The organism is Candidatus Nitrotoga sp. AM1P (assembly GCF_013168275.1).
Classification (GTDB): Bacteria; Pseudomonadota; Gammaproteobacteria; order Burkholderiales; family Gallionellaceae; genus Nitrotoga.
In genome coordinates this window covers 206610-231498 of the sequence record NZ_AP019547.1, presented here as the reverse complement: position 1 = coordinate 231498, position 24889 = coordinate 206610, and the positions used below count along the sequence as shown (strand labels likewise).

20 protein-coding genes and 8 pseudogenes are annotated in these 24889 nt (G+C 48.1%); 11 read left to right on the top strand and 17 right to left on the bottom strand.

The window, feature by feature from the left end:
- Positions 1–96 precede the first annotated feature (96 nt).
- Positions 97–2541: an acyl-CoA dehydrogenase gene (locus W01_RS01100; protein WP_173051816.1), complete on the bottom strand. Its 2445-nt coding sequence runs from the start codon at positions 2539–2541 to the stop codon at positions 97–99.
- 730 nt (positions 2542–3271) lie between these two features.
- On the opposite strand from W01_RS01100, the gene W01_RS01095 reads away from it, so the two are divergent.
- Genes W01_RS01095 through W01_RS01085 form a run of 3 tightly spaced genes read left to right on the top strand, consistent with a single transcriptional unit; the run spans position 3272 to position 4539 of the window.
- Positions 3272–3820: an HNH endonuclease gene (locus tag W01_RS01095; protein ID WP_198421313.1), complete on the top strand. Its 549-nt coding sequence runs from the start codon at positions 3272–3274 to the stop codon at positions 3818–3820.
- 1 nt (position 3821) lies between these two features.
- Positions 3822–4166 (top strand): hypothetical protein, encoded by a 345-nt coding sequence (locus tag W01_RS01090; RefSeq protein WP_173051812.1) that lies wholly within the window; start codon positions 3822–3824, stop codon positions 4164–4166.
- Positions 4138–4539: a hypothetical protein gene (locus W01_RS01085; protein ID WP_173051811.1), complete on the top strand. Its 402-nt coding sequence runs from the start codon at positions 4138–4140 to the stop codon at positions 4537–4539. The genes W01_RS01090 and W01_RS01085 overlap by 29 nt, the downstream gene beginning before the upstream one ends.
- Before the next feature lie 312 nt (positions 4540–4851).
- On the opposite strand, the pseudogene W01_RS01080 reads toward W01_RS01085, so the two are convergent.
- A pseudogene (locus W01_RS01080) lies at positions 4852–5155 on the bottom strand (IS91-like element ISCARN110 family transposase); the annotation flags it as partial.
- A gap of 59 nt (positions 5156–5214) precedes the next feature.
- Here W01_RS01080 and W01_RS01075 point away from each other — a divergent pair.
- Complete coding sequence (locus W01_RS01075; protein WP_173051810.1) at positions 5215–5415, top strand: hypothetical protein; 201 nt, start codon at positions 5215–5217, stop codon at positions 5413–5415.
- 161 nt (positions 5416–5576) lie between these two features.
- Here the strand turns inward: W01_RS01075 and W01_RS01070 are convergent, their stop codons facing one another.
- From W01_RS01070 to W01_RS01055, 4 genes and pseudogenes are all read right to left on the bottom strand, one after another.
- Positions 5577–7940: a Tex family protein gene (locus tag W01_RS01070; RefSeq protein ID WP_173051809.1), complete on the bottom strand. Its 2364-nt coding sequence runs from the start codon at positions 7938–7940 to the stop codon at positions 5577–5579.
- 110 nt (positions 7941–8050) lie between these two features.
- The gene (gene gloA, locus W01_RS01065) at positions 8051–8437 is read right to left on the bottom strand and encodes a lactoylglutathione lyase (protein ID WP_173051808.1); all 387 of its coding nucleotides are present in this window, start codon (positions 8435–8437) and stop codon (positions 8051–8053) included.
- 75 nt (positions 8438–8512) lie between these two features.
- Positions 8513–9509 (bottom strand): annotated as a pseudogene (locus W01_RS01060) (IS30 family transposase).
- Between the two features lie 108 nt (positions 9510–9617).
- Positions 9618–11261, bottom strand: a complete 1644-nt coding sequence (locus tag W01_RS01055; protein ID WP_173051807.1) for an esterase/lipase family protein — start codon at positions 11259–11261, stop codon at positions 9618–9620.
- 187 nt (positions 11262–11448) lie between these two features.
- Here W01_RS01055 and W01_RS01050 point away from each other — a divergent pair.
- The 3 genes and pseudogenes from W01_RS01050 to W01_RS01045 all read left to right on the top strand — a co-directional run.
- Positions 11449–11824 (top strand): annotated as a pseudogene (locus tag W01_RS01050) (transposase); the annotation flags it as partial.
- A gap of 5 nt (positions 11825–11829) precedes the next feature.
- A pseudogene (locus W01_RS14600) lies at positions 11830–11952 on the top strand (IS30 family transposase); the annotation flags it as partial.
- Positions 11953–12061: 109 nt separating this feature from the next.
- A complete protein-coding gene (locus tag W01_RS01045; RefSeq protein ID WP_173051637.1) occupies positions 12062–12406 on the top strand; it encodes a transposase in 345 nt (114 codons plus the stop codon).
- Here W01_RS01045 and W01_RS14595 read toward each other — a convergent pair.
- A pseudogene (locus W01_RS14595) lies at positions 12333–12545 on the bottom strand (transposase); the annotation flags it as partial. The gene W01_RS01045 and the pseudogene W01_RS14595 sit on opposite strands and share 74 nt — an antisense overlap.
- Before the next feature lie 260 nt (positions 12546–12805).
- Between W01_RS14595 and W01_RS01035 the strand changes: the two are divergent.
- Both W01_RS01035 and W01_RS01030 read left to right on the top strand, forming a co-directional pair.
- A complete protein-coding gene (locus W01_RS01035) occupies positions 12806–13099 on the top strand; it encodes a hypothetical protein (RefSeq protein WP_173051804.1) in 294 nt (97 codons plus the stop codon).
- 369 nt (positions 13100–13468) lie between these two features.
- Positions 13469–14539 carry a GGDEF domain-containing protein gene (locus W01_RS01030; RefSeq protein ID WP_173051803.1) on the top strand — a complete coding sequence of 357 codons (1071 nt, stop codon included), beginning with the start codon at positions 13469–13471 and terminating at the stop codon, positions 14537–14539.
- A gap of 169 nt (positions 14540–14708) precedes the next feature.
- On the opposite strand, the gene W01_RS01025 is transcribed toward W01_RS01030, so the two are convergent.
- The 5 genes from W01_RS01025 to W01_RS01010 all read right to left on the bottom strand — a co-directional run bounded on the left by W01_RS01025 (position 14709) and on the right by W01_RS01010 (position 18347).
- Entirely contained in the window at positions 14709–14885 is a 177-nt protein-coding gene (locus W01_RS01025) for a hypothetical protein (RefSeq protein WP_173051802.1), read from the bottom strand.
- Positions 14886–16276: 1391 nt separating this feature from the next.
- Positions 16277–17074 carry a dimethylarginine dimethylaminohydrolase family protein gene (locus W01_RS01020; RefSeq protein ID WP_173051801.1) on the bottom strand — a complete coding sequence of 266 codons (798 nt, stop codon included), beginning with the start codon at positions 17072–17074 and terminating at the stop codon, positions 16277–16279.
- A 4-nt stretch (positions 17075–17078) separates the two neighbouring features.
- The gene (locus W01_RS01015) at positions 17079–17483 is read right to left on the bottom strand and encodes a pirin family protein (protein ID WP_242006998.1); all 405 of its coding nucleotides are present in this window, start codon (positions 17481–17483) and stop codon (positions 17079–17081) included.
- Between the two features lies 1 nt (position 17484).
- Entirely contained in the window at positions 17485–17670 is a 186-nt protein-coding gene (locus tag W01_RS14005; RefSeq protein WP_242006997.1) for a hypothetical protein, read from the bottom strand.
- Positions 17671–17765: 95 nt separating this feature from the next.
- Positions 17766–18347, bottom strand: a complete 582-nt coding sequence (locus W01_RS01010) for an NAD(P)/FAD-dependent oxidoreductase (RefSeq protein WP_173051800.1) — start codon at positions 18345–18347, stop codon at positions 17766–17768.
- A gap of 202 nt (positions 18348–18549) precedes the next feature.
- On the opposite strand from W01_RS01010, the pseudogene W01_RS01005 reads away from it, so the two are divergent.
- Positions 18550–19719: pseudogene (locus W01_RS01005) on the top strand (IS4 family transposase).
- Positions 19652–20369: pseudogene (locus tag W01_RS14590) on the top strand (ISNCY-like element ISCARN112 family transposase); the annotation flags it as partial. The pseudogenes W01_RS01005 and W01_RS14590, both read left to right, overlap by 68 nt.
- 343 nt (positions 20370–20712) lie before the next feature.
- On the opposite strand, the pseudogene W01_RS00995 reads toward W01_RS14590, so the two are convergent.
- The 5 genes and pseudogenes from W01_RS00995 to W01_RS00975 all read right to left on the bottom strand — a co-directional run.
- Positions 20713–21159 (bottom strand): annotated as a pseudogene (locus tag W01_RS00995) (sulfate ABC transporter substrate-binding protein); the annotation flags it as partial.
- 90 nt (positions 21160–21249) lie between these two features.
- Positions 21250–22896, bottom strand: coding sequence for an alginate export family protein (locus W01_RS00990; RefSeq protein WP_173051799.1), 1647 nt, complete (start codon positions 22894–22896; stop codon positions 21250–21252).
- Positions 22897–22979: 83 nt separating this feature from the next.
- The gene (locus W01_RS00985) at positions 22980–23195 is read right to left on the bottom strand and encodes a TOBE domain-containing protein (RefSeq protein WP_173051798.1); all 216 of its coding nucleotides are present in this window, start codon (positions 23193–23195) and stop codon (positions 22980–22982) included.
- 94 nt (positions 23196–23289) lie between these two features.
- The gene (locus W01_RS00980; RefSeq protein WP_173051797.1) at positions 23290–23544 is read right to left on the bottom strand and encodes a hypothetical protein; all 255 of its coding nucleotides are present in this window, start codon (positions 23542–23544) and stop codon (positions 23290–23292) included.
- A 91-nt stretch (positions 23545–23635) separates the two neighbouring features.
- Entirely contained in the window at positions 23636–24634 is a 999-nt protein-coding gene (locus W01_RS00975) for a sulfate ABC transporter substrate-binding protein (protein WP_305792528.1), read from the bottom strand.
- Between the last annotated feature and the right edge of the window lie 255 nt (positions 24635–24889).

Sequence of the window (24889 nt, the reverse complement as noted above, 5' to 3'; positions counted from 1 at the left end):
AATTATCGCTTACATATTGACTATATGCCGCGCTCTAATTTTTTACTCGCGCCTTGTCTTGCCTAGAAACTTGAATTTTTAGAGGCGCCCTCTCACTCAAATAATATTCGATTCTGTCACCAGTTGTTCTGGCGCAAAATCATCCACCATGATGACCTTGCGTTGTAGCTCATAGTCACGCTCCAGCAGATGTGCTTCTTCGGTATTGAGGTATCCTTTGTGATGCGCTTCTGCAATGCGCATCAACTCGTTCATAACCGTGAACTGCCCGGCCTTATGCGCCGCATTTACTCTTGCTTGCAAGGGTTCGCACCGCAACGTGCTATGTAACGCAGCTTCCAGTGCACCAACCGCATCATTCTCATCATTGGGCAAATACATACCCGCTGTCAGTCGGTCACGCGCAATGCCCGGTTGCAGCAACAACACTGACACTTGATGCCCCAGCTCATCCGACGGCGGTGTCAAATATTTTCCCCTCGGGAAAATAAGCACGCGCAAAAGCAATGCAGAAAGACGGCAGGGGAAATTTTGCAGCACGCCATCAAACGCTGCCTGTATCCTGTACAGAGCATCCTGTATCGCCCAGTGCAGCAACGGCAGATCTTCAGCGGGACGGCCATCATCCTCGAAGCGTTTGAGCGTAGCCGAACACAGATACAACTGGCTAAGCACATCGCCCAACCGGGCAGAAATTTTCTCCCTCCGTTTGAGATTCCCACCCAGTATCAGCATGGACACATCCGCCGCCAGCGCGAATGCAGCGGAACAGCGTGTCAATTGCTGGTAATAACACTTTGTTTCCTCACCTGCCGGCACCGAAAGACCACGTCCACCGGTAAGACCAAAAAAGCACGCGCGTAGCGCATTGCTCAGGCTCAAACTAATGTGGCCAAGCAGAGCAGCATCAAAATTTCGTAGTGCACGTTGCTTATCACTATCTTGCGCCGCCTGAATTTCCTTAAGTACATAAGGATGAGAACGGATCGCGCCCTGCCCAAAAATAAGCAGGCTGCGCGTCAGGATATTCGCACCTTCCACCGTAATGGCGATGGGATTCTGCTGGTGAGAACGCCCCAAATAATTGCTCGGCCCCAGGCAAATCCCCTTGCCGCCATGCACGTCCATCGCATCATTGACAACCGTGCGCGCACGCTCGGTGCAATGATATTTAACGATGGCGGAAATCACAGACGGCCTCTCGCCCATATCCACTGCTGCTGCCGTTAGTACGCGTGCCGCATCCATCAAATAGGCATTCCCGCCTATTCGCGCCAGCGCCTCTTCCACACCTTCAAATTTACCGATCGGTAACTTGAACTGCTTGCGCACTCGGCTATAGGCGCCACAAGTTCGCACCGCCAGTTTCACCCCGCCGATGGCACAGGCCGGCAGTGAGATAGATCGCCCCGCTGCCAAACATTCCATCAGCATGCGCCAGCCCTGCCCTATATGATCCATGCCGCCAATAATATATTCCATCGGAATGAATACACCATGACCCGAAGTGGGGCCATTTTGAAATGCCGAATTAAGTGGGAAATGACGACGCCCGACCTGCACGCCGGGCGTATCTGCAGGAATCAGTGCAAGGGTAATACCGCGTTTTGTTTGTTCGCCAAGCAAATGATCCGGATCATATAACTTGAAAGCGAGACCCAGCAACGTCGCTACCGGTGCCAGCGTGATGTAACGTTTTTCCCACATTACCCGCATGCCGAGCACATTTGATTGCCCGTTGAATTCGCCGTAACACACGATGCCATAATCAGGAATCGATCCTGCATCGGAGCCGGCGAATGGCCCGGTCAACGCAAAACAGGGGATCTCTTTGCCTTGTGCCAACCTGCGCAGATATTTCTCTTTTTGCTTCGACGTGCCATAGCGTATAAGCAACTCTGCCGGTCCCAAAGAGTTCGGCACCATTACAGTTACGGAAGCAGTAATACTACGCGAAGCAAGCTTCGCTACCACGGCAGAATGTGCAAGAGCAGAAAATTCCAGCCCGCCATATTCCTTGGGAATAATCATGCCAAAGAACCCGTTGTCTTTGATGTATTGCCAAACCTGCGGCGGCAAATCCTGGCGCACATGAGTAATGTCCCAGTCATCCAGCATGGCGCACAACGTTTCGGTTTCGTTATCAAGAAAGGATTGCTCTGCTGCACTGAGCGTCGGCTTGGGGTAATTCAATAACTTGCGCCAATCAGGGTGACCACTAAAGAGATCGCCGTCCCACCAGACAGTACCCGCATCGAGCGCCTCCTGCTCAGTTTGCGAGATATGCGGGAGTGTCTTGCGGAAAATTTTTAAAATTTGACTGCTCACCAACAGGCGACGCAGAGAAGGAACGCCCAGCACTGCAACAAGCACGGCCAGCACGATCATCGCAACTTGAAACAGATCAGCAGAAAGTTTACTTTGAATAGCAGCGATGAAAACAAAAACCACCATCGCCAACAACCACCCCCAGATGGAGGATCGAAAGAACGCCAACAAAATCATGACGCCCAGCATCACTAGCAAAGTCAATATAACCATTACCATCCCTTCTTGTTCTCAGGGCAACCTCTAACAATCCTGAAATGAATATTTACTTAACGCAGGTAGTATTACGTTTCAGCAAACCAGTTACCGTTCGCGGTGAACTTGTCGAACCGCTGGTTCTACGCCAACACTGGCCTTCGATAAGCTCAGGCCGAACGACGTCTTGTCATTTTGGTGCATTGATCTATTACGTGCGTGAAGTGGACCCATTATCCTGAATTTTCCATTCCGGCAACGGAATGACCACATTTTTAGAGGACTCTTTATATCTACATGTGCGGAACTTTAACGTCAGTAAGCCTTGCTGACAATGCTTAACTTATTACATGCGATCTACCGCATCTTCTATTAGTTCCACCGAGATGAGATCCATACGAGTTACTGGCCTGCCTCAAGCGTTAATAGCGCATACACGGTTTGATGAAGAGGAGAGGGACGAAAACTGCTCTCTACTCTACCTATTTGTTTCCTTCCTCACTACGAATGCTGTGATGGCGCATCCAAATTTCGGCACGTAACCGATCGAGTAATTTGGGAGAGTCCTGAGAAACAGCTTAAGCTTCCATTCGCAGAATTTCTGATTACCCAAATATTAAAGCTCATCCAATAAAATTTATAATACATTGAAAAATAATGCTTTATTATGCTTGACAATGCTTGCCGATATAGGCGACATTGCTAGCTAATGAAAATTTTTTCTATATTATATTTAGGCCCCTCACGCATGGAAATCACCACCGTTGGCGAGTTGCTACACTGGTCGTACTCGAACCTCGCAATGGCGCACTCGGCCATCACCGCAAAGACTGAAAAGTACGGGCGCACCCAGTTCATGATTCGTTCTCGTCTCTACGCAGGGCTGAACAAACAAACCATGAATATTGGTCCGCTCGCGGACGACGAGCGCTTGAAAATGCTTCTGCCGCAGGCTTGCTGCTACTGCGGAAGTCGCGAGTACTTGTCGGTTGACCATCTCATTCCAACAAAGCGAGGTGGAGCAAATAGTGGAGACAACCTTGTCTGGGCCTGCCGTTCATGCAACAGTTCAAAGTGCGCCCACGACGCACTCGAATGGTTAGCAGAGAGAAACCAGTTCCCACCCATCTTGCTTCTTCGTCGCTACCTCAAGCTCGCCATCGAAATTAGCCGCGAAAGAAACCTCATGAACGCACCGCTTGCAGAAGCATATGGGCTTCCGTTCTCGTTGTCGTCAATTCCAAAGACATATCCTTTGCCCAGCCAATTGCGGTTGTGGGTAGTGGAGTTGGACTGATATGGCGGTCAAGCGGGACACGCCAAAAGCGGCGCGCACTTACATTTACGTTGGACATCGCCAAAATCAAATGTCGCAACTCGTGTTTGCTCATATGACTTCGCGGAAGAGCACCGTTGTCAGCGCGACAGACGAGGAGCTAGCTGACGTCCGGCTCCTTTGTGAGCGCGCTGAAAAGCTTGACGCAGCCCAGGCAAAATACGGCAGCCCGATGTCAACATTCAGCAGAAATCAGGACTCCAGAGAAACTATCTTCGCCGCGAATACACCCGATGTCGATGACATCACTAATCTCGCAGTTAAGTTCAGATTTTTCTATGCGAACAAGAAACCTACTCAATATTGAGAAGATAGCGACGAAAATTCGCCGCCGAACCAACGACGAGGGGGCACAGAACTATATTGATCGAATATCCGATTGGCATCGTACAGCCATGAAGCAATGTGATACCTCATCGCATTTTGGCCACCCGATTTCGAATCGAAGGATTATTGACCTCTGGTTCAACTCAGAATTTTTCCATTCGGCAACCGAAAAGAGAGCTGAACTGCAAACTATCCACGAAGCAATAGGTGAAGAGCCGTCGCTGTTCCAGCTCTATACCGCCATTGCCAAGTGCTCAAGCTTCATAAATATGCTGTATGTCGTAGTCCATAAGCTTGAGCGCGAGCATGAATATGTTTACACGCCAAATCATCACTTTAAGCCTTCCGCATAACGCCGCGCGCGATGCATAACGAGTAAGGTTAGATTGTGATCGCAAAGCGAAACCACGATCTGAACCGTTTGTTGGACAAGCCTAGTGAGGCTGCTGTGAATCTACTTGTTATGGAAATATTTCTCTGATCGTAGTGGCGCCATCGGATTCTGTTCCGCGTCATACCCCAAATTCCATCGCTAAAAGTTGCCATTACAGCAACTTGTTCCGCTCAACCTGCCATTCTTAATGCGTGTTTACCTGTTTTCACCCTTTTGCAGGGCGAGCGCGGCCATGCCTGCCAAGTCCGGCATATTGACGGTGTATGTTGCGTCATATGACCATCTCCCTGTCCGACGCGGGAGTCCATAATCGGTGGATGAATCTTTTTATGCGAGTGCGGATAATCTTCATTTTCCCTGCCACAACATATACAAAGTATCGTCGGACGCGATTGCTGTGAGGGGAACACGACACGTTTGCGCAGTTGCACCAACGAGATCAGTTTGCTGTTGGTGTGCAGAAAGCCGAAGTTACGGGCGCGGCGGTAACCTTTGGACAGGATGTCTTCCTCCTGTATCACTCCCCGATACAGATAATGCCCAAGGTAAATCAGTGCCTGTCGGATGGAAAAAACGCCAATAATCACCGCGAGAGTTATAATTTCCATGCAATCAACTTCTTGTGAGCATAGTTATGACGACTGTAGAGACGATAGAAGAACAAATCGCGGAGTTAGATAACGCTTCGTTTTCCAAGCTTCGAGACTGGTTTCTTGAATTCGACCAATCAAGATGGGACAAGCAAATTGAAGTCGATTCAAATGCAGGAAAGCTAGATTTCCTCATAAACACGGCACTTGATGAGCATCAAGCCGGAAAAACGAGAGACCTTTGAAACACAAAACAGCTTCCAGTTTCTGGATATGTTATGAAAAGCTTCCACCGGAAATTCGTGGACTTGCAGACAAGAATTTCAAGATGCCTTCATACTCTGATATCGGATCTGAAACAAAACAGACTAAATAGATAAGCATACCAGCCAACTAGAGACAGATTTTACGTTTTAATTTTTGAAAAAGCGGCTGCCATAGCGCTTGGTACGGTTCGTGGAAGCTCTCGTTGCTTATCTCCCGTTCCGCTCTTTGTATGGCTCAGGCTATCTTGCTGTCTCTGTGTGCTTCTTTGTTCAGGTTTGCCGCGTGATTGTGGCGCAGCGTCGGTCAAACGCATAGTGAGCGCGATGCGCTTGCGTTTTTCGTCCACTTCCAGCACTTTCACCTTCACCACTTGTCCAGTTTTAACGATCGCATGCGGATCTCTCACAAAGCTATTCGATAAGGCGGAAATATGTACCAATCCATCCTGATGCACGCCAATGTCCACGAACGCACCAAAGGCAGCAACATTGGTAACGACACCTTCGAGGATCATGTCCGGCTTCAAGTCAGACAATTGTTCTATGCCTTCCCTGAAAGTAGCAGTGGTAAATTCAGGGCGCGGATCGCGCCCTGGTTTCTCCAGCTCTTTCAGTATGTCGAAAATGGTCGGCAGGCCGAATTGCTCGTTCACATATTTGGCGGGACTTAGCGCATTCAACAGCTGGCTATTGCCAATGACGGATTTAATATCCTGCTTGATCTCCGCGAGGATACGTTGCACCAGCGGGTAGGATTCAGGATGGACGGCAGAGGCATCGAGCGGATTGTCGCCCCCCATGATGCGCAGAAAACCCGCTGCCTGCTCAAAAGTTTTTTCGCCCAGGCGCGGAACCTCGCGTAATTGGGCACGAGAGGTGAACATACCTTTACTGTCCCGGTAAGCCACAATACCCTGCGCTACGCTGCTGCTCAACCCAGAAACACGGGCCAGCAAAGGAACGGATGCGGTATTAACGTCGACGCCAACAGCATTCACACAGTCTTCAACTACGGCATCGAGTGAACGCGCCAATTGGGATTGGCCGACATCGTGCTGGTATTGTCCAACCCCGATCGATTTCGGGTCGATTTTTACCAGTTCGGCCAACGGGTCTTGCAAACGCCGGGCAATGGATACCGCACCCCGCAGTGATACATCCATATCAGGCAGTTCACGCGAGGCAATTTCGGACGCCGAATAAACCGACGCGCCCGCCTCGGACACCACGACACTGGTCAATTTCAGCTCGGGATAGCGCTTGATCAGTTCCAGTGCCAATTTGTCTGTCTCCCGCGAGGCCGTGCCATTGCCAATAGCGATCACTGCTACGCGATGTTTTTCGGCTAATTTTGCCAGGGTGTGCAAGGAACCATCCCAGTCATTTCTCGGCTGATGCGGATAGATAACTGCGGTATCCACTACTTTCCCCGTCTCATCCACTACCGCCACCTTGACTCCGGTGCGTATCCCCGGATCAAGCCCCATCGTAACGCGTGGGCCTGCTGGAGCGGCCAGCAACAAATCTTTCAAATTACGCGCGAACACATTGATCGCTTCTTTTTCCGCACGACCCCGCAATGCGCCCATCAACTCGGATTCCAAATGCACAAAACTTTTCACGCGCCATGTCCAACGCACGGTATCGACCAGCCAATTGTCGGCAGGTCGATGTTGCTGAGAAATACCAAAACGATTTGCAATACGCATTTCGCAAGGGTTATGCGGCGCATTCCAATTTGTTTTGTCTGCCTCGCTGTCGAGGCGCAATCGCACATTCAACATCTCCTCGCGCCGGCCTCGCAATATGGCTAAGATGCGGTGCGAAGGGATGGTCTTGATCGATTCGGAGTAATCGAAATAGTCGGCATATTTTGCTGCAAGCTCTTCCTTGCCTTCGATCACTTTAGATTCCACGATGCCATGTTCTTGCACATATTCGCGCAGGGATTGAAGCAAGGTGGCGTCTTCCGCGAAGCGTTCCAACAATATTTGGCGAGCACCATCCAGTGCCGCCTTGATGTCTGGTACGCCGGGGTTGTCGCATTGCTCAACGGTAAAGGGGGGTTTCATATATTGGGCTGCTTCCTCTTCAGGTTGCAGCATCGGATTAGCCAACAATGAATCGGCAAGCGGTGCCAGCCCCGCCTCCAGCGCAATTTGCGCCTTAGTGCGCCGTTTGGGTTTGTAGGGTAGATACAGATCTTCCAGATGTGTTTTATCCTCGGCATGCGTAATTACATTCAACAGCACGGGGGTCATCTTGCCCTGTTCGGTAATCGAGGTAATGATCGTAGCGCGACGTTCTTCCAGTTCGCGCAGATAGCGCAAGCGCTCTTCCAGCAACCGTAACTGGATGTCGTCCAGTCCCCCAGTGGCCTCCTTGCGGTAGCGGGCGATGAAAGGAACGGTTGCACCTTCATCCAACAAGGCAATGGCTAATGCAATCTGTGCAGGCTTGGCAGCAATTTCTACTGTGAGCCGTTGTTCAATGGATGGGAGCATGGGTCGGTTAGCTTAATGAATTCAATAGAATCCCATTCTGTTACTTCAGAACTGAGGGTATGTGATTTATGTAGAACGTGTTTTATTCTGGCTGAAAAATATCTGCGAGGTTAGCTCTTCTTTTGAATAAATTCGATTTTGTATCCATCCGGATCGGATACGAAAGCAATAACAGTTGTGCCATGCTTCATTGGGCCAGCTTCTCTGATTACGTTCCCACCTTTTTGCTTAACGAGTTCGCATGCCTGGCTAGCGTTATCGACTTCAATTGCAACATGACCATAACCTAATCCAAGATCATATTCTTCAACACCCCAATTGTAAGTAAGCTCTAAAACAGCACCCTCTTTTTCATCCTGGTACCCAACAAATGCCAGTGTGAATTTTCCGTCTGGATAATCATTTCGACGCAGCAATTTCATTCCGAGCACTTCTGTATAGAAAGCAATTGAACGATCCAGGTTGCCCACTCTGAGCATGGTATGAAGAATTCGCATAAGAGTCTCCAACTAATTAATCAATTACCCCGCCACAAGCAGCAAAGAGCAGCAATGGTATATTTTGAGGCGGATTCAAGTTCGAAGTGCAACAGGTAATGCTAGCTTGGTGTAGCGCACCTCTACCCCAAATAATACTTCATGCGGTGATCTGAAACCCAGCACTTTGCGTGGCCGGTGGTTGAGTCGTTCTACCGCTCGCTGCACTTGCTCTTCAGTAACGTCAGTCAATGCCATATCCTTGGGGAAGTACTGCCGCAATAACCCATTACTGTTCTCGTTCAGACCTCGCTCCCAGGAACGGCAGGGGTGCGCGAAATAGATCGCAGTCTGTAGTTCTGCTGCGATGCGTTCATGTCCCGCAAACTCTTTGCCGTTATCGAATGTTAATGGTGTGGCATTGGTCCTTGTGGGGACTCAGCAAACTCGTTGTCACGGTCGTTACACCCTCGGCATGTTTGCTGCGTAGGTGCCCCGCCAACACATAGCGCGACTTCCTTTCAGCCAGGGTAACCAGTCCACCTTTGTGGTTCTTGCCAATGACGGTATCACCTTCCCAATCTCCCATGCGCGTCTTTTGATCCACGATTTCCGGACGTTCATCAATACTGACACGGTTCTTGATCATGCCTCGCCGCTCTTGCCCGCTCGCATATCGTTTGCGGCGTGGTTTCTGGCTACGTAAATGTTGGTGCAGGTCACCTCCATCACGTTTGTCTGCGGTGACATGTCGGTAGATCGCCTCATGGCTGATCTGCAGTTCGCCTTCCAGCTCAAGCCGATTGGCGGCTTGTTCTGGGCTGAGATCTTCCCGGATCAACCTCTCGACTTCCGCCCAGCACTCCGATGAGAATTGCTTGCCATTGATACAGGCTTGCCGGCGCTCATCACGTAATGATTGCGCCTGCTTTGGCCGCCAGCCGCGTTGACCTTTGTTTCGCCTGAATTCTCGTGAAATCGTCGACTTGTCCACGCCCATCTTTTGGGCAATCCGAGTTTGATTCAAACCCGCTTGTTTCAATCCGTAAATCTGATATCGTTGTCCGCTGGTAAGCTGCTTATATTGCTTCATCTGTGCTCCTTTTACTTGGTCGTTTAAGTGGCTCCGATATTAACGCGGCTCGCCACCTAAATTCACTTACAAAAGTTGCACTTCAATGTTGAATCCGCCTGTTTGGATCTAGTCATCCATCTCTAGCTCCGCATTCCATGCCGAAATCACAAAGCGCAGGCTTCCTTTGAGGCCGGGGAATGCTAGTTTATATCTATCCTTCGTATCCATCGTGTAACTATCAAATGGTATTGCTACCTCTACCCTCTCTTTGTCTAGAGGCTTTACGTCCAGTACAGTTTCCGCTGCCAGCATTCCGGCACCTTGCCATGAATACTTCACCTTCCAGGTTTCGTTTTCATTACGAGGAGGCACCATTTCGAGAATGAGCGCATTGCGGAACAGATAACTACCTTCGTAATGCTCGTTGATCCATAAGCGATTCTCGATTTCGTAATCGGGAGCGCGAATACCAATTGTTAAGCTGTAGGCAAGCGAGCGGCGTTTCCGATTTACTTTGGCACGGTTTGCCAGGAAAACGCTGGAAAGATATTGCGCCTTTTCTTCTTTCCAGCTGGCATGCGGCACGCAGGCTACTGAATCTTCCTCGGCGGTGCGCCGCGACAGATACCATAGTTTGCCTCGGGGCGAGGTTAGTACTTCGATTTGATACAGAGCATTGACGCTACGTCCAGCATCGGCTTCCGCCTGTACCGCGATAGGTAGGCGAATGTCCTCAATGTCGAGCCACAGGTCGACACGCACGTCCCCGAACAAGAAGCGCGTCAGGTTCTGGAATGCCTCTTCACTGTTGACGATGCCGAAATACCCGGAATGAGAGCGGAAGGCGAAGGCTTTTGCACAGGGCTCGCCGATTGAGCCGTCGGTATTAAGACCCATCAAGGTGGCGTTGGCAATACGCACTAAACCGTCACTACCGTTGCCCACGAAGGTACGTGACAGCCCTGCCGCTGTATCGTAATCCATGCGGTTTGTGCCGACCATGCAGAATACCTTGCGCGATGAAAAGCGATCCTCGGGCATCAAATCGACCCGGTCGTGTTTGGCAAAAGCCTGCTTAAGATTCAAATATTCGGTCATACGACCTTTGCGGTTAAAATTGTCAATGTCAAAGGCGGTCAGCCACGATGGCGTGTTTATTCCCAGCAGGTCGATACCGTTATGAGGCGTTGCATAGGTGAAAAGCTTATCGACGTGTGCACGCATGTTTCCCGGGTCAAGGGCCGGGTTCTGCAGGAAGGCTCGGCAAACTAAGCCGCCCATCGAATGCGCAACCAGGTAGCAGCGAAAGTCCTTCTCGTCCATTTTGTTGGCGGGGTTTTTACACACTAGTTTACGTACCTTAGCCACGAGGATACCTAAGCCCTCGGCGAAAGCTTCAATGCTGGGTGTATGGCCGTCCCCCAGTAATGTTGATGCCGGATCGTAGTAGCGGTAGATCACGATCGAGCGGCCTGTGAGCAAATGGTCGGTCGGTGTGCCGTCAGCAGCCACTTCCCATTCTGGGTCCACAATATCGTAGCCGTCCTCATACACGTCGCTATAGCCAAAATCGGAGCCAAGTCGCACAACGGGTGACTCAAAAACATATTTTCGAGGCTTCTGATTCTTATTTGGCACAGCACGATAAACGGTAGAGCCTAAATTGAAGCCACAAAATGGGTCGGCCGTGGTCTGGTTAATTTCGTCATGCGTCATGGCATAGCCACGCACGTAGATAATAGGGAAGTATGGTGCTTTGATCACTGGCATGGCGAACCTCTCAATATGACGAATATGTTTCCTATGCTAATAACAGTAAAACCAATTCGCAAGAATAAAACTTTCTTACTTTTTCGTCATTAATATTTTGGTTGGCACGTACTGTATAGATTATTTTCTCCAAATATTCCTCTTAGAACGTGTTTACGATCTAAGGAACCTCCCTTAAACTATAGGTATGAGAGAGAAGAAATACGCCAGCGACATCAGTCGGGAAAAATTTGCGGAAATAGAGCCACTGCTGGCCAGCGTGCGTCGACGTACCAAGCCCACGACGGTGGATTTGTACAAGGTGTTTTGTGCGGTGTTATATGTACTGCGCACGGGCTGCCAATGGAGATTTCTGCCCAGTGAGTTTCCGAAATGGCAGACGGTGTACGCCTACTTTGCCAAGTGGAGCAAGCCCGACGAGCACGATATCAGCGTGCTGGAGCGGGCGTTAAAAAAATCAGGTTGGCGCGGCCCGCGAGAAACAGGTGCGCAGCGCCATGCCCACACTATTGATTATGGACGCGCAGAGCGTGAAGAACACGGACACAGCCGGGAGCAAGGGTAGCGAGCGGTAGAACGACTCAACCACCGGCCACGCAAAGTGCTGGGTTTCAGATCACCGCATGAAGTATTATTTGGGGTAGAGGTGCGCTACACCAAGCTAGCATTACCTGTTGCACTTCGAACTTGAATCCGCCTTAAGGGCACCTCTAAAAATTCATCACCAATCCCCCCTGAGGCATCAGTTACGGCCAGAGCTTTGAGATAATACGTCCATCACCCCGCTACCCAATCCTTCCATGCTCACACCCACATACCCCGGCTTTTTTGATGTTGAGACACGCACCGCCAAGTTGACGGCGATGGGTGACCCGCTGGTGAAACTCAATGCCCAGATCAACCGGGAAGCCTTTCGACCTGATTTGGCACGGGTGCATGCCAAGGAAAGGAAGAACAACGCCGGGGCCAAGCCCATCGATGTGGTGCTCATGTTCAAGATGCTGGTTCTCCAGCACCTGTACAACCTGGCCGACGAAGGGAATGAATTACCCCGCGGCAAGCCGCGGGGTATCAGAACAGCGCCAGTTGACGATCCTCGTGTATCTTTGTGTATACCTTACCTTGACCACTTACATACTTCATAATCATCTCTTCGTTACCATGCTTCCCAACGCTACTTGCAAAATATCCGCTTGTCCAAAACTCTCCACTCCACAATTGCTTCTTGACCTCTGGACATCTACGAAATATCTCTCGTCCCGTTATACTCTTAATTACTCTGACCACCTCTGACGTTGAATTCGTGCTTAGTTTCATTAACACTTTGGGATGTGAATGGTTTTTTTATAAGTGATAGCATACCCATTCGCCACAGGGCAAAATGCGGTATTCAGGTGATGCCACCTTGGATCAACAAGAGTCAGTCCGTTTATCTGAGTGTGTAAGATTGTGGTGATTTCATCCAATGCTTGTACATTATTCCTATAGTCGTGAAACAAAAACAATTATGTTGTGAAATTAATAACCATTAATCTATCTAAATAATGAAATCATACCCATTCATCATCCCCGCTTTATTGGCTGGCTGTGCTGCATCTACCCTTCCTTCGCAATTACCTACTTTAAATCCACCATTAAGCGTTGAAGAAAAAAAGATAATAACAACCTGCGAAAACGAAGTTGCAAATATTATGACTGGACAACTAGCAAAAAATCCGTTTTATAGCGCTTATGAAAGAACTTCAGTAATGGATAAATGCCTCGAATCACAAGGCATTCCAGATAAAAGAATCGTTGATATTTTTAGCGTCTTAGAGGGTAATGCTGTTTCGCAATGAAACAATGCGTTGGAAGGGCAGCAGTTGTAGGCTTTTGGGCGCTGATGCAATTTTGATAAATTCCAGTTTATATCATCCACCATTTCAAAGTTGCTGCAGTTGGTTGTTAAGGTGTCCAGTTATTTAGGAAATACTCAAACATACGGCTTACGTTTTTTGTTAGACCGCTTTGGATTTTTTATTTGTATTGGCGCACCCCGAGTGATAATTTGGTGCTCTGAAAACTGTGTTGCTAATTTAAATCGATATTGGCTCTGAGAGCTGCTTTTATAACAATTACAGTGTTAATGTACTTATATAGCATATTGACGGCATATCATAAAAAAGTGATGGATTATGCAAACCCCTCGAAATGAGATCATTCCCAGAATGAACGATGAACCTATATCCATCTGTGTTAAGTACGGATTTGATGATACTCGTATTCGAGAAACCATTTTGGCATTGGGCATCCATCCCGCGTATGCTGATCTCGCAGACCGAATTAGCAGGGAAGTCATCGGGGATAAGGCCGAGGAGCTTGTAAATGTCTGCTTCGCTGTATTGGCACGTCTTCGGGAATTTTCCCTGATCGAGCAAAATTTAGATGTGTCCGACTTCAAACAAGTTTGGGCCGACCAGTTGCGGCGCTTTGGCCAAGGATTCCATACTCCTGCATATTTTGCGGAACGTCTTACTCTTTCAGCTACCCGTGCTCATGATGGACTTTCGATGAGCGTTCTGCACTTGCAGCATCAAATCACCCAACAAATTTTAGTTGAGCGCCTAATCACCTCTTTCCAGAACGACCCCAAGACTGTGTGGATACTAATGCCTTGCATCCTCAAATTCGTCGCTTTGGATCTGCACTTGACAATAGAGGGTTATCATCTTCAGGAAATCGAGGGTCAGCAGAAAAAATTAGCAGCCTGTCGGGCTGAATCAGCCAAGTTGTATCAAAAAGTAGCAACAGATCAGCTCACGGGTGTAATGAGCTTCAATCATGTGATGGAAGCGCTTGAAAATCATGTTAATAAAGCAGCGCAAACGGGAAAGACGCTGTGCGTTATGATGATTGACCTGGATTTTTTCAAGAGGGTTAACGATACCTATGGCCACTTGATCGGTGACAGCGTGCTCATACATACTGCGGAGCGCATTAAGTCGGCAGTACGAGACTTTGATATGGTAGGGCGTTTTGGCGGAGAGGAGTTTACAGTCATTCTGACATATGCTGATATGGCGTTGGCCAGGGTTATCGCCGAAAGGATTCGTCAGGATGTCGCGGGAACCCCATTCCATGCAAAGGGGCACATTATTGAGGTGACCATCAGCCTCGGGGTGGCGATGTTGAGGCCGGGCGAAACCAGGGAGTCTATACTGGAGCGTGCTGACGCAGCCATGTACGAGGCGAAGAAAACGGGGCGCAATCGAGTGGTGGTGGCTGAAGACCTCGAATAGGCAGCAAGCAAGCGTTCCGGAGAGGTAACGAATAAGGCCCAAGGTACTCCAAGGTGAGGATGTGAAGTGATATATCACCACGCTGACACAGAGATCCCTAATATGTACTAGCTCAGACCTGAGCTGACAGTTACCGAATTTTTCGGGTGTCTGTCAGATTAAATTGGGTTTAGATTTTTTCCACTCCAAACCTGTTTCCCACTGAGAAACACTTGCCATTCGTACCGGCTTGCGTGCGCTCATCACGTAACAATTGCGCTTGTTTTAGTCGCCAGCCGCGTTGACCTTTGTTTTGCCTGAATTCTGGTGAGATCGTCGACTTGTCCACGCCCATCTTTTTTGGCAATCCGAGTTTGATTCAAACCCGCTTGTTTCAATCCGTAAATCTGATATTGCCAGCCCGCTGGTGAGTTGCTTATATTTCTTCATCTGTCCCCCTTTGACTTGGTCATTTTTGCGCTACCAATAATCCCTATCTGGCTATTGTTCAACCAGTAGTCTGACCGATCACTCTCACGCAGACCAAGAAATTAAATAAATGCCCCTGAACCTAATGGGAACAGGGGCAATATCTTAACTAATAATGCGATAAGTTAAGATTCCACGTCCAAGGAGAAAAAACGTGGGAATAGCTTACGCTATACGAAGCATAGAGATAAAAAAATGCTGAAATAGTTCCATGAATTAAAACAGAAGCAAACCTTCAGCATGAGTCATGAGGACTACGAATTGGGGAAATAATCAATTTCGGCGAAGTTTTTTGAGGCGGTTTTACCGAACCCCAAGTGCTACCTTTATGTAAATGATGAGCCCAGTAATATTGCTGCAACATAATAATGATCAAATTTATACCAGCTTCGACATGTAAAAGATTTATGAAGCGATATACGAATTGAGACCAATGAACTTTCTGAATCAAATAATGGAAGATTGTATGGAAATACTGGATAACGTTAATTGGACTTTCGGCTCCCGTAAAACTCTCGTTAGGTTGAAGTCATCGCTATTATTATTTAATATAACGATCTCTATTAGCTAAGAAGAATCTGGATGAAAGAATGGGTATCTGTTGTTATTTTATTTTGCGTGATAGTTGCGTGCTTTTGCCCTGTTAATTATTACCCTCAATAAGCTATAAAACTGAGTCTCAGACTAAATTAATGGATATTGAATGAAAGACTGGATACCGATAATTGCTTCAATGTGCGCCCTAATTATGTGCTTTGCACTGACATGTGCTTACCTTCTTAAGCTATGACAATTTAATCACAGAGTCGCTAAAATTTTGGATTGCTCTGAAAGATAGGTTGCAATAGGAGATTGTTATGTCAATAGAATCCATGCTCAAAGCAATGATTCATGAAATTCGAATGCTGGGTGGTGCAGAAGACCAGGTCGATGCATATCTTACTGACTGGACCATGGCTACTGAGGATTCCGCGAACTCGTTGCCATGTCCTTCCTGTTATTTAATAGGTGAGATCAAGCAACTAAATCACCTTGATGATACAGATGGAATAAGTAAAGTTAGATGCACGTGCTGTCGTAAGCTCTTTCAGTTCGGTAACACAATGTAACGATCCACAAGTAATTGGGTAAACCCTCTTCTGCTCGTAGAAATGTTACAACAAATTAGATGTAATAACGGTACAGAAACGTAAGTCGACGCTATGTAGCTGAAATGGCACACGGCTAAGGAGCGTCCAGGTATGCGTAGCCTGTCCGCTTCGGGCTTCGTCATAGCTCCAAGGTGAGGCATTTGCATGCGCCGCCCGCTTTCATGAATTCTGAAACATCAACCTCGATAATGGAAAAATTATGCTTGCTGAGCGCAACCTTCAACTCATCCGAAGCCTTATTTAAAATGATATCGCTGCCGATATTCACCGCATTGCAGGCAAAGTTATTGGCATCCTCATCCGAAACCCAAATGACTCTGTCGTTGAATTTGTTCTTAATTATATTAACGCTTTGGGACGTGAATGCTTGTTCATATGCGAGAACATACCCATTTACCAAAGGGCAAAATGCGGTATCCAGGTGATACCACCTTGGGGCAACAAGAGTCAGTCCGTTTACCTGAGCCTGTAAGATTGTGGCGATTTCATCCAATGCTTGTGCATCGCTCCTGTGTCCGTAACCAATCCACACCCGTCCATTGGAATCATAGAGCGCATCACCCGCACCTTCGAATTTGATATCGCTATTTAGCCGCCTGATACGATAGCCGGAATTCTCAAAGAACTGGCTGAAGTATGACGACTCTCCCTGCCTTTCCGGATAGCGGAATGAAGACACAATCACTTCGTGATCGCGGCATACAAACCCACCATTGGCTGTGAACACCATATCCGGCAACCCAGCTACCGGCTCGATCAGCTTGATTGATGCCTTACTGGAGAGAATGTCATGTAAGTTTTTCCATTGCTTCGCTGCTAACTCTTTATTTTCCAGCCCTTGATTTCCAGCCATCCAAGGGTTGATAACATAGCTGACTTCGAAATATCTGGGATCACACATCAAAAATGTCTTCATCGGCTCATCTAGCTAAGTCAAAGATGAGAATTTCTGCCACACTATCAGCACTGAATTCCAATGCATCCTCACGGTTAATCGATGCGCCATCGCCTTGCTTAAACGTTTTCTGATTCAATGTGACCATGCCGCGTGCGATCTGCACCCAAGCCATGCGTTCGGATCTAAGAGGGTAGCTATAAGTTTGGCCGGAGGTCAAATCCAGCACATACATTTCCGCGTCTTGGTGGATGGTAAGGCTATCATCCCTGCCATTTGGCGACGCTACCAGCGTCAATGAACCGGCCTTACGGCGCTCAGTAAAATTCTTTTGCTCGTAGCTAGGCGCTATGCCCTGTTTAGCCGGAATAATCCATATTTGCAGGAAATGTACTGACGCACCGTCAAGCACGTAGGAAATAATCTCCATGTCACGGTGCGTGATGTGAACCAAAACCTTGCGCTGGCGCTACCTTATCCTCGTTAATTACACGTAATGGGCCAAACCCCATATGCTTGGGGTCATGGTAATGGCCGAAGCTAAAGGTATGCTTGTTGCTATCAAGCCAACCGAAATTTGTTGGCCCACGATCTGCTGATTTGCGAATATCCATCATAAAAAACTCCGTTTAACATTTATATTTCCATCATAAGTGCTATGAGGAATTTTATCTTGAAGGTTATTGACTAAAATACGCATGGCCAGTGAGCATCACACCTTTGCTATTTTCGGCTCGCGCATATAGCGATGAACATAGGTAATGCAATTTGCGCCTTCACCCACGGCGGCAGCAGCGCGTTTAGTTGAACCCATGCGTACATCCCCAGCCGCGAAAGAGCCGGGGACGCTGGTTTCCAGTTCCATCGGGTTACGTTGTAGCGGCCAACAGGCAGGTGTCTTTCCATTGATTAATAGATCTGCGCCAGTGATAAGATAGCCTGCTTCATTACGGATGATCGCGGTATCCTTTGCCCACTCCGTATTAGGGCTTCCGCCTATGCAGACAAAAAGGCGCGTAGCCGCCGCCGTTTCCTCTTTGCCGGTGCTAAGGTTTTGAAGGGTGATGGCGCGAAGGTGGTCATCGCCATCCAGCCCGCTTACTGCTGTATTAAAACGCACTTGCACATTAGGCTGGCTTAAAATGCGCTCAGAGAGATATTTCGACATCGTTCCGGCAAAGTTGCCAGCCCGCACCAGCATAACGACCTTAGAGGCACTTTTGGCAAAGTGCATGACAGCTTGTGCCCAGCCGAATTTGCGCCATCTACCACATAGACGGTTTGGTCTTTGCAAAAAGGCGCTTCCGCCATGCCAGCTCCGTAATAAAAACCTTTTCCTAGAAACTCCTGTTCGCGCAATAAATTTAGGCGGTGATATTCCATGACTCTGGAATTCTTATTTTATGCAGCATACAGCGGTTTTGAGGGTGTCTCCGACTTGAACGGCGAGCCCACCTTCGTGCAGTCTCCCAGTTTTTCTGCTGTTGGAGATTGCGATGTACGTTGGCAAGCCCTTGTTCGCCCAAGTGATGGATTTCCTTCCGTGGAAGACCTTTTACCGCATCGTTGCTCGGCATGGTGGCGATCATCGCGTCAGGACGCTGACCTGTGCCGAACACTTCCGCATTCTGGCTTTCGCGCCACTCACCTACCGCGAGAGTTTACGCGACATCGAAGCCTGCCTCTCGGCGCAGTCCGCCAGGCTTTATCACATGGACATCAGAAATGCGGTGTCGCGTTCCACACTGGCCGATGCCAACGAACTGCGCGACTGGCATATCTACGCCGAATTCGCTCATCGCTTGATTGTTCAAGCCCGAACGCTTTACGCCAGCGAAGACTTGGGGCTGGATTTGACCAACACGGTGTACGCGCTGGATTCGACCACCATCGATCTGTGCTTGTCGGTATTTCCATAGGCGCTTTTCCGAACCACCAAGGCAGCGGCGAAGATGCCTATGCTGCTGGATTTGCGTGGCAGCATTCCCAGCTTCATTCATGTCTCCGATGGCAAGATGCACGACGTGCGAGCGCTCGACTTGTTGATTCCAGAAGCGGGCGCTATCTATGTCATGGATCGAGCCTATGTCGATTTCGTGCGTCTGCATCGACTGCACTTGGCGGAGGCTTTCTTCGTGACGCGCGCCAGGTCGAATCTCGATGCACACCGGATGTATTCCGCCAGGACGGACCGAAGCTTGGGCATCATCTGCGATCAGACGATTGCACTCGATGGGTTTTACACCCAACAGGATTGCCCAGAGCCGTTGCGGCGCATTCGATTCAAAGACCCAGAAACGGGCAAGACGCTGGTGTTTCTGACCAACAACTTTACGTTGCCAGCGGCAACGATCTGCGCGCTCTACAAGAGCCGCTGGCAGGTGGAGTTGTTCTTCAAGTGGGTGAAGCAGCATCTTCGTATCCAATGTTTCTATGGCACATCAGAGAATGCGGTGAAATCGCAAATCTGGATCGCCGTTTCGGTTTATGTGCTCGTCGCTATCATCAAGAAGCGTCTCAATCTGGACGCTTCGCTCTACACTTTGTTACAGATTCTGTCGGTCACGCTGTTCGAGAAAATGCCCATTCAACAAGCCTATTCTGGCGCACGGACTGCCTGTGGCGCTCTACAGCGACAAACACAGCATCTTCCGCATCAACGCTAAAGAGGCCGATCCTGAGGCCGAAACACAATTTTCGCGGGCGGCACGTGAGCTGGGAATCGAATGTATTCACGCTCACAGCCCGCAAGCCAAAGGGCGTGTGGAGCGCGTTAATCAGACTTTACAAGACAGGCTGATCAAGGAAATGCGACTGGCGGGCATCAACGACATGGACAGCGCAAACACTTGGTTGCCAGGCTACATCAAAGAGACTTCAACAGGCGTTTTGCAGTCGTATCCAAAGACACGTTTGACGCGCATTTGGCCTATCCAGGCACACGGGCCTCCTTACTGCGCACCCTGTCAGTTCATGTGGCAAAAATGCTTTCGAAAAACCTGTCTTGCCAGCATGAAAACCAGCTGCTACAAGTCGCCACCACCGGGACAGGACTGGGGTTGCAGGGAGCACAAGTACGATACACGAGTACTTTGACGGAAGCCAGGAACTGCTCTGGAAGAAGCGCAAACTGACCTATGGCGTGATGGACAAACCGCAGCAACAGTCACCCGTAGCAGACGGAAAATCGGTCAATGCACCAGTGGCTAAAGCAGTGGCGCGGCACAACACGGGACACAAACCCGCACCGAATCATCCCTGGAGAAACATGCCCGTCGGCAAGTCCGCCCACGACGGGCAACGCGCTACGACGTAGCAAAGAAAAAACAGGAAAAGCGGACATTTCTATTTAGCGTTGACATGGCAATTTTATAACCCCGTTCACGGTAATTGACTATGGCATCATTCAGAAAATTATCTTGACTGACTGCACTTTCATTGATTTCGATAACGACTTTATCAGTTGGCAATGAATGATTATGCAGTACTCGTTCGAATATTTTCCCATGAGAATTGACTGCCACTAGCAGCTCGGGATACACATTGAGAAATAGCAAGTCTTTGCTTGAGCCCATGTTTAAATAGTTTAGCGTGTGCAAAGTACGGCATAAACGATCAAATTTTACCGACTTCTCGGCGACCTCTGCCTGTTTGAATTAGGCTTCCGCTACTTTACGCGTACCGCGTTTGTCCACCACTTTGTCCACCACGCTCACCGGCAGGTCCGCTACGATGCTGACAGGCGGATATACTATGTCGAATTTGTCAGCGCCATATTCCTGTTTAATGAATTGCACTTCGTTCTCAAAGGTAACCAGCACGTCGCCGATATTACGTTGTACAAAGGCTGTGGTTGCGCCACGCCCGCCTGTTTCCAATATGGGTACATTAGCGAAAATCTTGGCTATCAAGTCTCTCGCCTGCATTTCATTCCCGCCTTGTTTAATGATAGAACCCCAAGCTGCCAGACAAGCATAGCGTCCATTGCCGGATGTTTTCGGATTGGCAATAATTACCGAAACACCGGTTTTCGCCAGATCTGCCCAGGTTTTAATGCCTTTGGGATTGCCTTTACGTACCAAGAACACTGAAGTCGAGCTGAACGGCTAACTGCCGTACGGCACTGGACAGGGTTGCCCAAGAGGGAAAAAATGGAGCCTATAAAATTAATACATTAAAATTAAATAATTAAAATTTCAAAAGGCATAGAGTGAAGTTTCAACATACAAAAAACTTGAGTTATCTTTACGCCCGGGCTGTACTAGCTGGGACGTTTTCTTAGTGAAGTCACCCGCCATGAAGTATGCATAGCCCACATTAAGCCCTATGTATTTGCTAATTGGATATCGCACGCGAATATCGAATTCTTCGCCTATATTTTTCCCACTTTTACCAGTGGTATCGCGTAGATTAGCTCCACCATTCCAGCGGTCAGTGGCACTGGCTAACTCATACCAGTTGTACCCAAAATCAATTTTTAATTTACTAGTAGGATTAAGCTCAACGCGAACCTTGGAAGCATGGATATTTTCCATTTGGATATAGTCATTATTGGACCACGGCCTGGCAAAGCCAAATAGACGATCAAAGCGTTGGCTTGTACCATCTTTGGGGTTTTTATCGCCGCTCGCAAAGCCAACACTGCCGCTAAAGCGAGGTTTCCATGCGTGTTCCGCGGTATAGCCTGCTTCCAAATTATAGGCATAAGCATCCTGATTAAGCCCGCCATCACTTCCCCATTGCTTGGCATAGTTAAGGTCATAATCAAGCCCTGTATCGCCTATAACACCATAGCCTCGTAACCCGCCCGTGTTGATTTCGCGGTTTATGTGCGCGCTGGCAGCAGCAATTGTTCCATCCGACGCATATTGAACTTTGCTACCATTTTGTCGCAGCAAGTAATAGTAGGGTTGCAGTGTGATAATTTTTGACCATTTGCGCCAATCCCCGACAGCGCCATAGAACCATTGTGCATGATCGGCTTGATCCGTTGTTTCTATTAAACGAACCATGGGTTGCAGCGCAAACACGTCTGCTTGCCAATCGCTTTTTTGCTGACCTAACGTTGCCCGTAAACCTTGGAAGGAATTCGTTGTATTGCGCCATTCATTGCGTGCAACCAGACGTCTGTCTGTTAGCTCGAATGCCATACGGCCAGCTTTAACGCTGATAGGCCTGTCGTTACCCAGATCATCTTTACCTAGCGCATCTTTAAAATACAACTCTCCGTAGCCTTGAATTACATCAGCTTTATTAAAATCCCGGTTGTCTGGCGCAAATACGCTGTTAAACCGTCGAGAGTCTTGGAGTTCAATGGTGGCGCGAAATGGGTCAAATTTACTTTTGATCGCCGCATATAAGCGTGTACGGAGTAAAAATGGTTCATCCAGAACATCTTTATTACGTCGAAAGTCATTGTCACGATATTCATAGCGAATTCGAGATTCCAGACCCAAATCCACCCAGTCCACATTGTCCAAGCCTTCTATATTTTTCAGCCATGTCTTGTTGAGTTGTCTGACATAGCGAGGGGGTTCAGTTTCACGCTGCAACCCATAACTACGAATAGGAACATAATAGCTGGGGTTTGCTGCCGTGGTATTTGATGCTTCCGCTTTGGACGATTCTTTAATTTTCAAAGAAGCATTTTCCTTTTCTATTTCCTGTAGTCGTTCTGATATTCGTCTTTTTTGGTCCAATTCTTCGGCTTGCTGCTGACTTAACTGCGAGTCATTTGCCTGCGCCAAGGCAATAAGTGGCGTTATTAATACAGCACCAGCCAACAGGCTGGCTATTACCCGTAACCGGGAAATTTTTTTCTTGTGTAACTGCAATGCTGTCATTCAGATGTTCCTTAAAATTATGGGAGATTCAGCAGTACGGTCAGTCTGGAAACAACCCTTGATCGTTTATCTCATTCTTCCCGTTATAATTTCGCAATTGATACTTCGGTAGATTTCACTAATGCCACTACGTCTGAGCCAATACTCAACTCCAACTCGTTAATGGAACGGGTGGTAATAACTGAAGTTACCGTGCCAAATGGCGTGCCTACCACGATCTCCGATACCACGGGTCCGGTTACGATTTCAATTATCTTGCCCTTGAATTGATTCCTTGTATTAATTGCTTTAATGGTCATTTTTCCTCCAGAATATTGGTCATATCTAACCGACTGCATATCGATCCTGATATCGAACATCGTTACATTCGTGTTTTTATCAGCGATGAACTCGCTAATTTAGCCAGGCGTGTTCCCATTGAATGGCCAACTGAGATCGCGCAGCGGTGATTGCATTTATGCCCGCCCGAATTTCATAGAGCAGCAGGCTATTCGAATAACCATTTAATTGTTGCAATATCGCATCGACATTTAAATATTCCTTCTGATCGGTTCCGATTACGAATTGAAGAACACTTTGATAATTATTCAATTCGCTGTTTATGTTTACCGTTTGAGCGGCCAATTCGTCTTTGTTGTATGTGTCCATGAACACCTCCTTGATTAATGAGAAATTAATTTCTAAAAATTGGAATTAACAACACAACATATTCGACAAATCAGCCAGATACGCATTACCGTTACTTTTTGGAATAAACCTGATCGAATACACCCCCATCAGCAAAGTGCTCCTTTTGCGCTTTGCTCCACCCCCCGAACTCCCCATCGATAGTAATAAGGTTCAGTTTTGGGAACTGTTTGGCATATTTCGCGGCCACTTTTTCATCCGTAGGGCGGTAGTAATTTTTGGCGGCAATTTCCTGACCTTCCGCGCTATAGAGGTAGTTCAAATATGCTTCCGCCACTTTACGTGTGCCATGTTTGGTAACGTTCTTGTCAACCACGGTAACGGGAGGCTCAGCCAGAATGCTCAGCGAAGGTGCCACGATGTCAAACTTATCCGGCCCCAGTTCCTTGACGGCAAGAGAAGCTTCATTTTCCCAGGCCAGCAATACGTCGCCAATTCCGCGCTCAACAAAGGTAGTTGTGGAACCGCGCGCGCCTGAATCTAATACAGGCACATTGGCAAACAATTTGCCGACAAACTCCTTGGCCTTGGCTGGGTTGTTGCCATTCTTCTTCAACGCATATCCCCAAGCTGCAAGATAATTCCAACGCGCACCACCTGAAGTTTTAGGATTAGGCGTAATGACAGATACACCGGGTTTGATCAAATCATCCCAATCGCGAATCTTTTTTGGATTGCCCTTGCGCACCAGAAACACGATGGTGGAGGTATAGGGCGAGCTATTGTGCTTCAAGCGCGTTTGCCAGTTAGCCGGAATTAAACCGGCCTTACTTTGAAGTACGTCTACATCGTATGCCAGAGCCAATGTCGCCACGTCTGCTTCCAAACCATCGATAATGGCGCGTGCTTGCTTACCTGAGCCGCCATGTGATTGCTTGATGGTGACATCATCACCGGTCTGTGCCTTCCAGTGCTTGACGAATGCTTCATTAAATTCCTGATAAAGCTCACGCGTTGGATCGTAGGAAACGTTCAGCAACTTGATGTTTGCCGCCAGGACGAGCGGGCTTAGGGTGGTGAATAGCAATGCCAATGTCGATGTGATAATAATTTTATTCACTTAAATTTCCTTTAAAGTTGAAGTCCATTAACAAATTTGTCGCGAATATTTATGAGCGAGGAACGCATTCTGGAGAGGTTCTTTTCCTGCGTGAACCAATTAATTCTTAATTGCATATCTGTTTTTTATATATGGGAGAAAATGAAAGAATGAGATGGGCCGTGCATCGAACCGTGTAACGAAATTGACAGCCCCGCGCAAAACACGGAAACTACATGCCAGTGCCGATTTGACATCAGCTTGCGG

Bases quoted from the DNA above. Each gene is read 5' to 3' on its own strand.
- W01_RS01100 (WP_173051816.1), bottom strand. From the start codon at position 2,541: ATGGTTATATTGACTTTGCTAGTGATGCTGGGCGTCATGATTTTGTTG.
- W01_RS01095 (WP_198421313.1), top strand. From the start codon at position 3,272: ATGGAAATCACCACCGTTGGCGAGTTGCTACACTGGTCGTACTCGAAC.
- W01_RS01090 (WP_173051812.1), top strand. From the start codon at position 3,822: ATGGCGGTCAAGCGGGACACGCCAAAAGCGGCGCGCACTTACATTTAC.
- W01_RS01085 (WP_173051811.1), top strand. From the start codon at position 4,138: ATGCGAACAAGAAACCTACTCAATATTGAGAAGATAGCGACGAAAATT.
- W01_RS01075 (WP_173051810.1), top strand. From the start codon at position 5,215: ATGACGACTGTAGAGACGATAGAAGAACAAATCGCGGAGTTAGATAAC.
- W01_RS01070 (WP_173051809.1), bottom strand. From the start codon at position 7,940: ATGCTCCCATCCATTGAACAACGGCTCACAGTAGAAATTGCTGCCAAG.
- gloA (WP_173051808.1), bottom strand. From the start codon at position 8,437: ATGCGAATTCTTCATACCATGCTCAGAGTGGGCAACCTGGATCGTTCA.
- W01_RS01055 (WP_173051807.1), bottom strand. From the start codon at position 11,261: ATGCCAGTGATCAAAGCACCATACTTCCCTATTATCTACGTGCGTGGC.
- W01_RS01045 (WP_173051637.1), top strand. From the start codon at position 12,062: ATGCTCACACCCACATACCCCGGCTTTTTTGATGTTGAGACACGCACC.
- W01_RS01035 (WP_173051804.1), top strand. From the start codon at position 12,806: ATGAAATCATACCCATTCATCATCCCCGCTTTATTGGCTGGCTGTGCT.
- W01_RS01030 (WP_173051803.1), top strand. From the start codon at position 13,469: ATGAACGATGAACCTATATCCATCTGTGTTAAGTACGGATTTGATGAT.
- W01_RS01020 (WP_173051801.1), bottom strand. From the start codon at position 17,074: ATGAAGACATTTTTGATGTGTGATCCCAGATATTTCGAAGTCAGCTAT.
- W01_RS01015 (WP_242006998.1), bottom strand. From the start codon at position 17,483: ATGGAGATTATTTCCTACGTGCTTGACGGTGCGTCAGTACATTTCCTG.
- W01_RS14005 (WP_242006997.1), bottom strand. From the start codon at position 17,670: ATGATGGATATTCGCAAATCAGCAGATCGTGGGCCAACAAATTTCGGT.
- W01_RS00990 (WP_173051799.1), bottom strand. From the start codon at position 22,896: ATGACAGCATTGCAGTTACACAAGAAAAAAATTTCCCGGTTACGGGTA.
- W01_RS00985 (WP_173051798.1), bottom strand. From the start codon at position 23,195: ATGACCATTAAAGCAATTAATACAAGGAATCAATTCAAGGGCAAGATA.
- W01_RS00980 (WP_173051797.1), bottom strand. From the start codon at position 23,544: ATGGACACATACAACAAAGACGAATTGGCCGCTCAAACGGTAAACATA.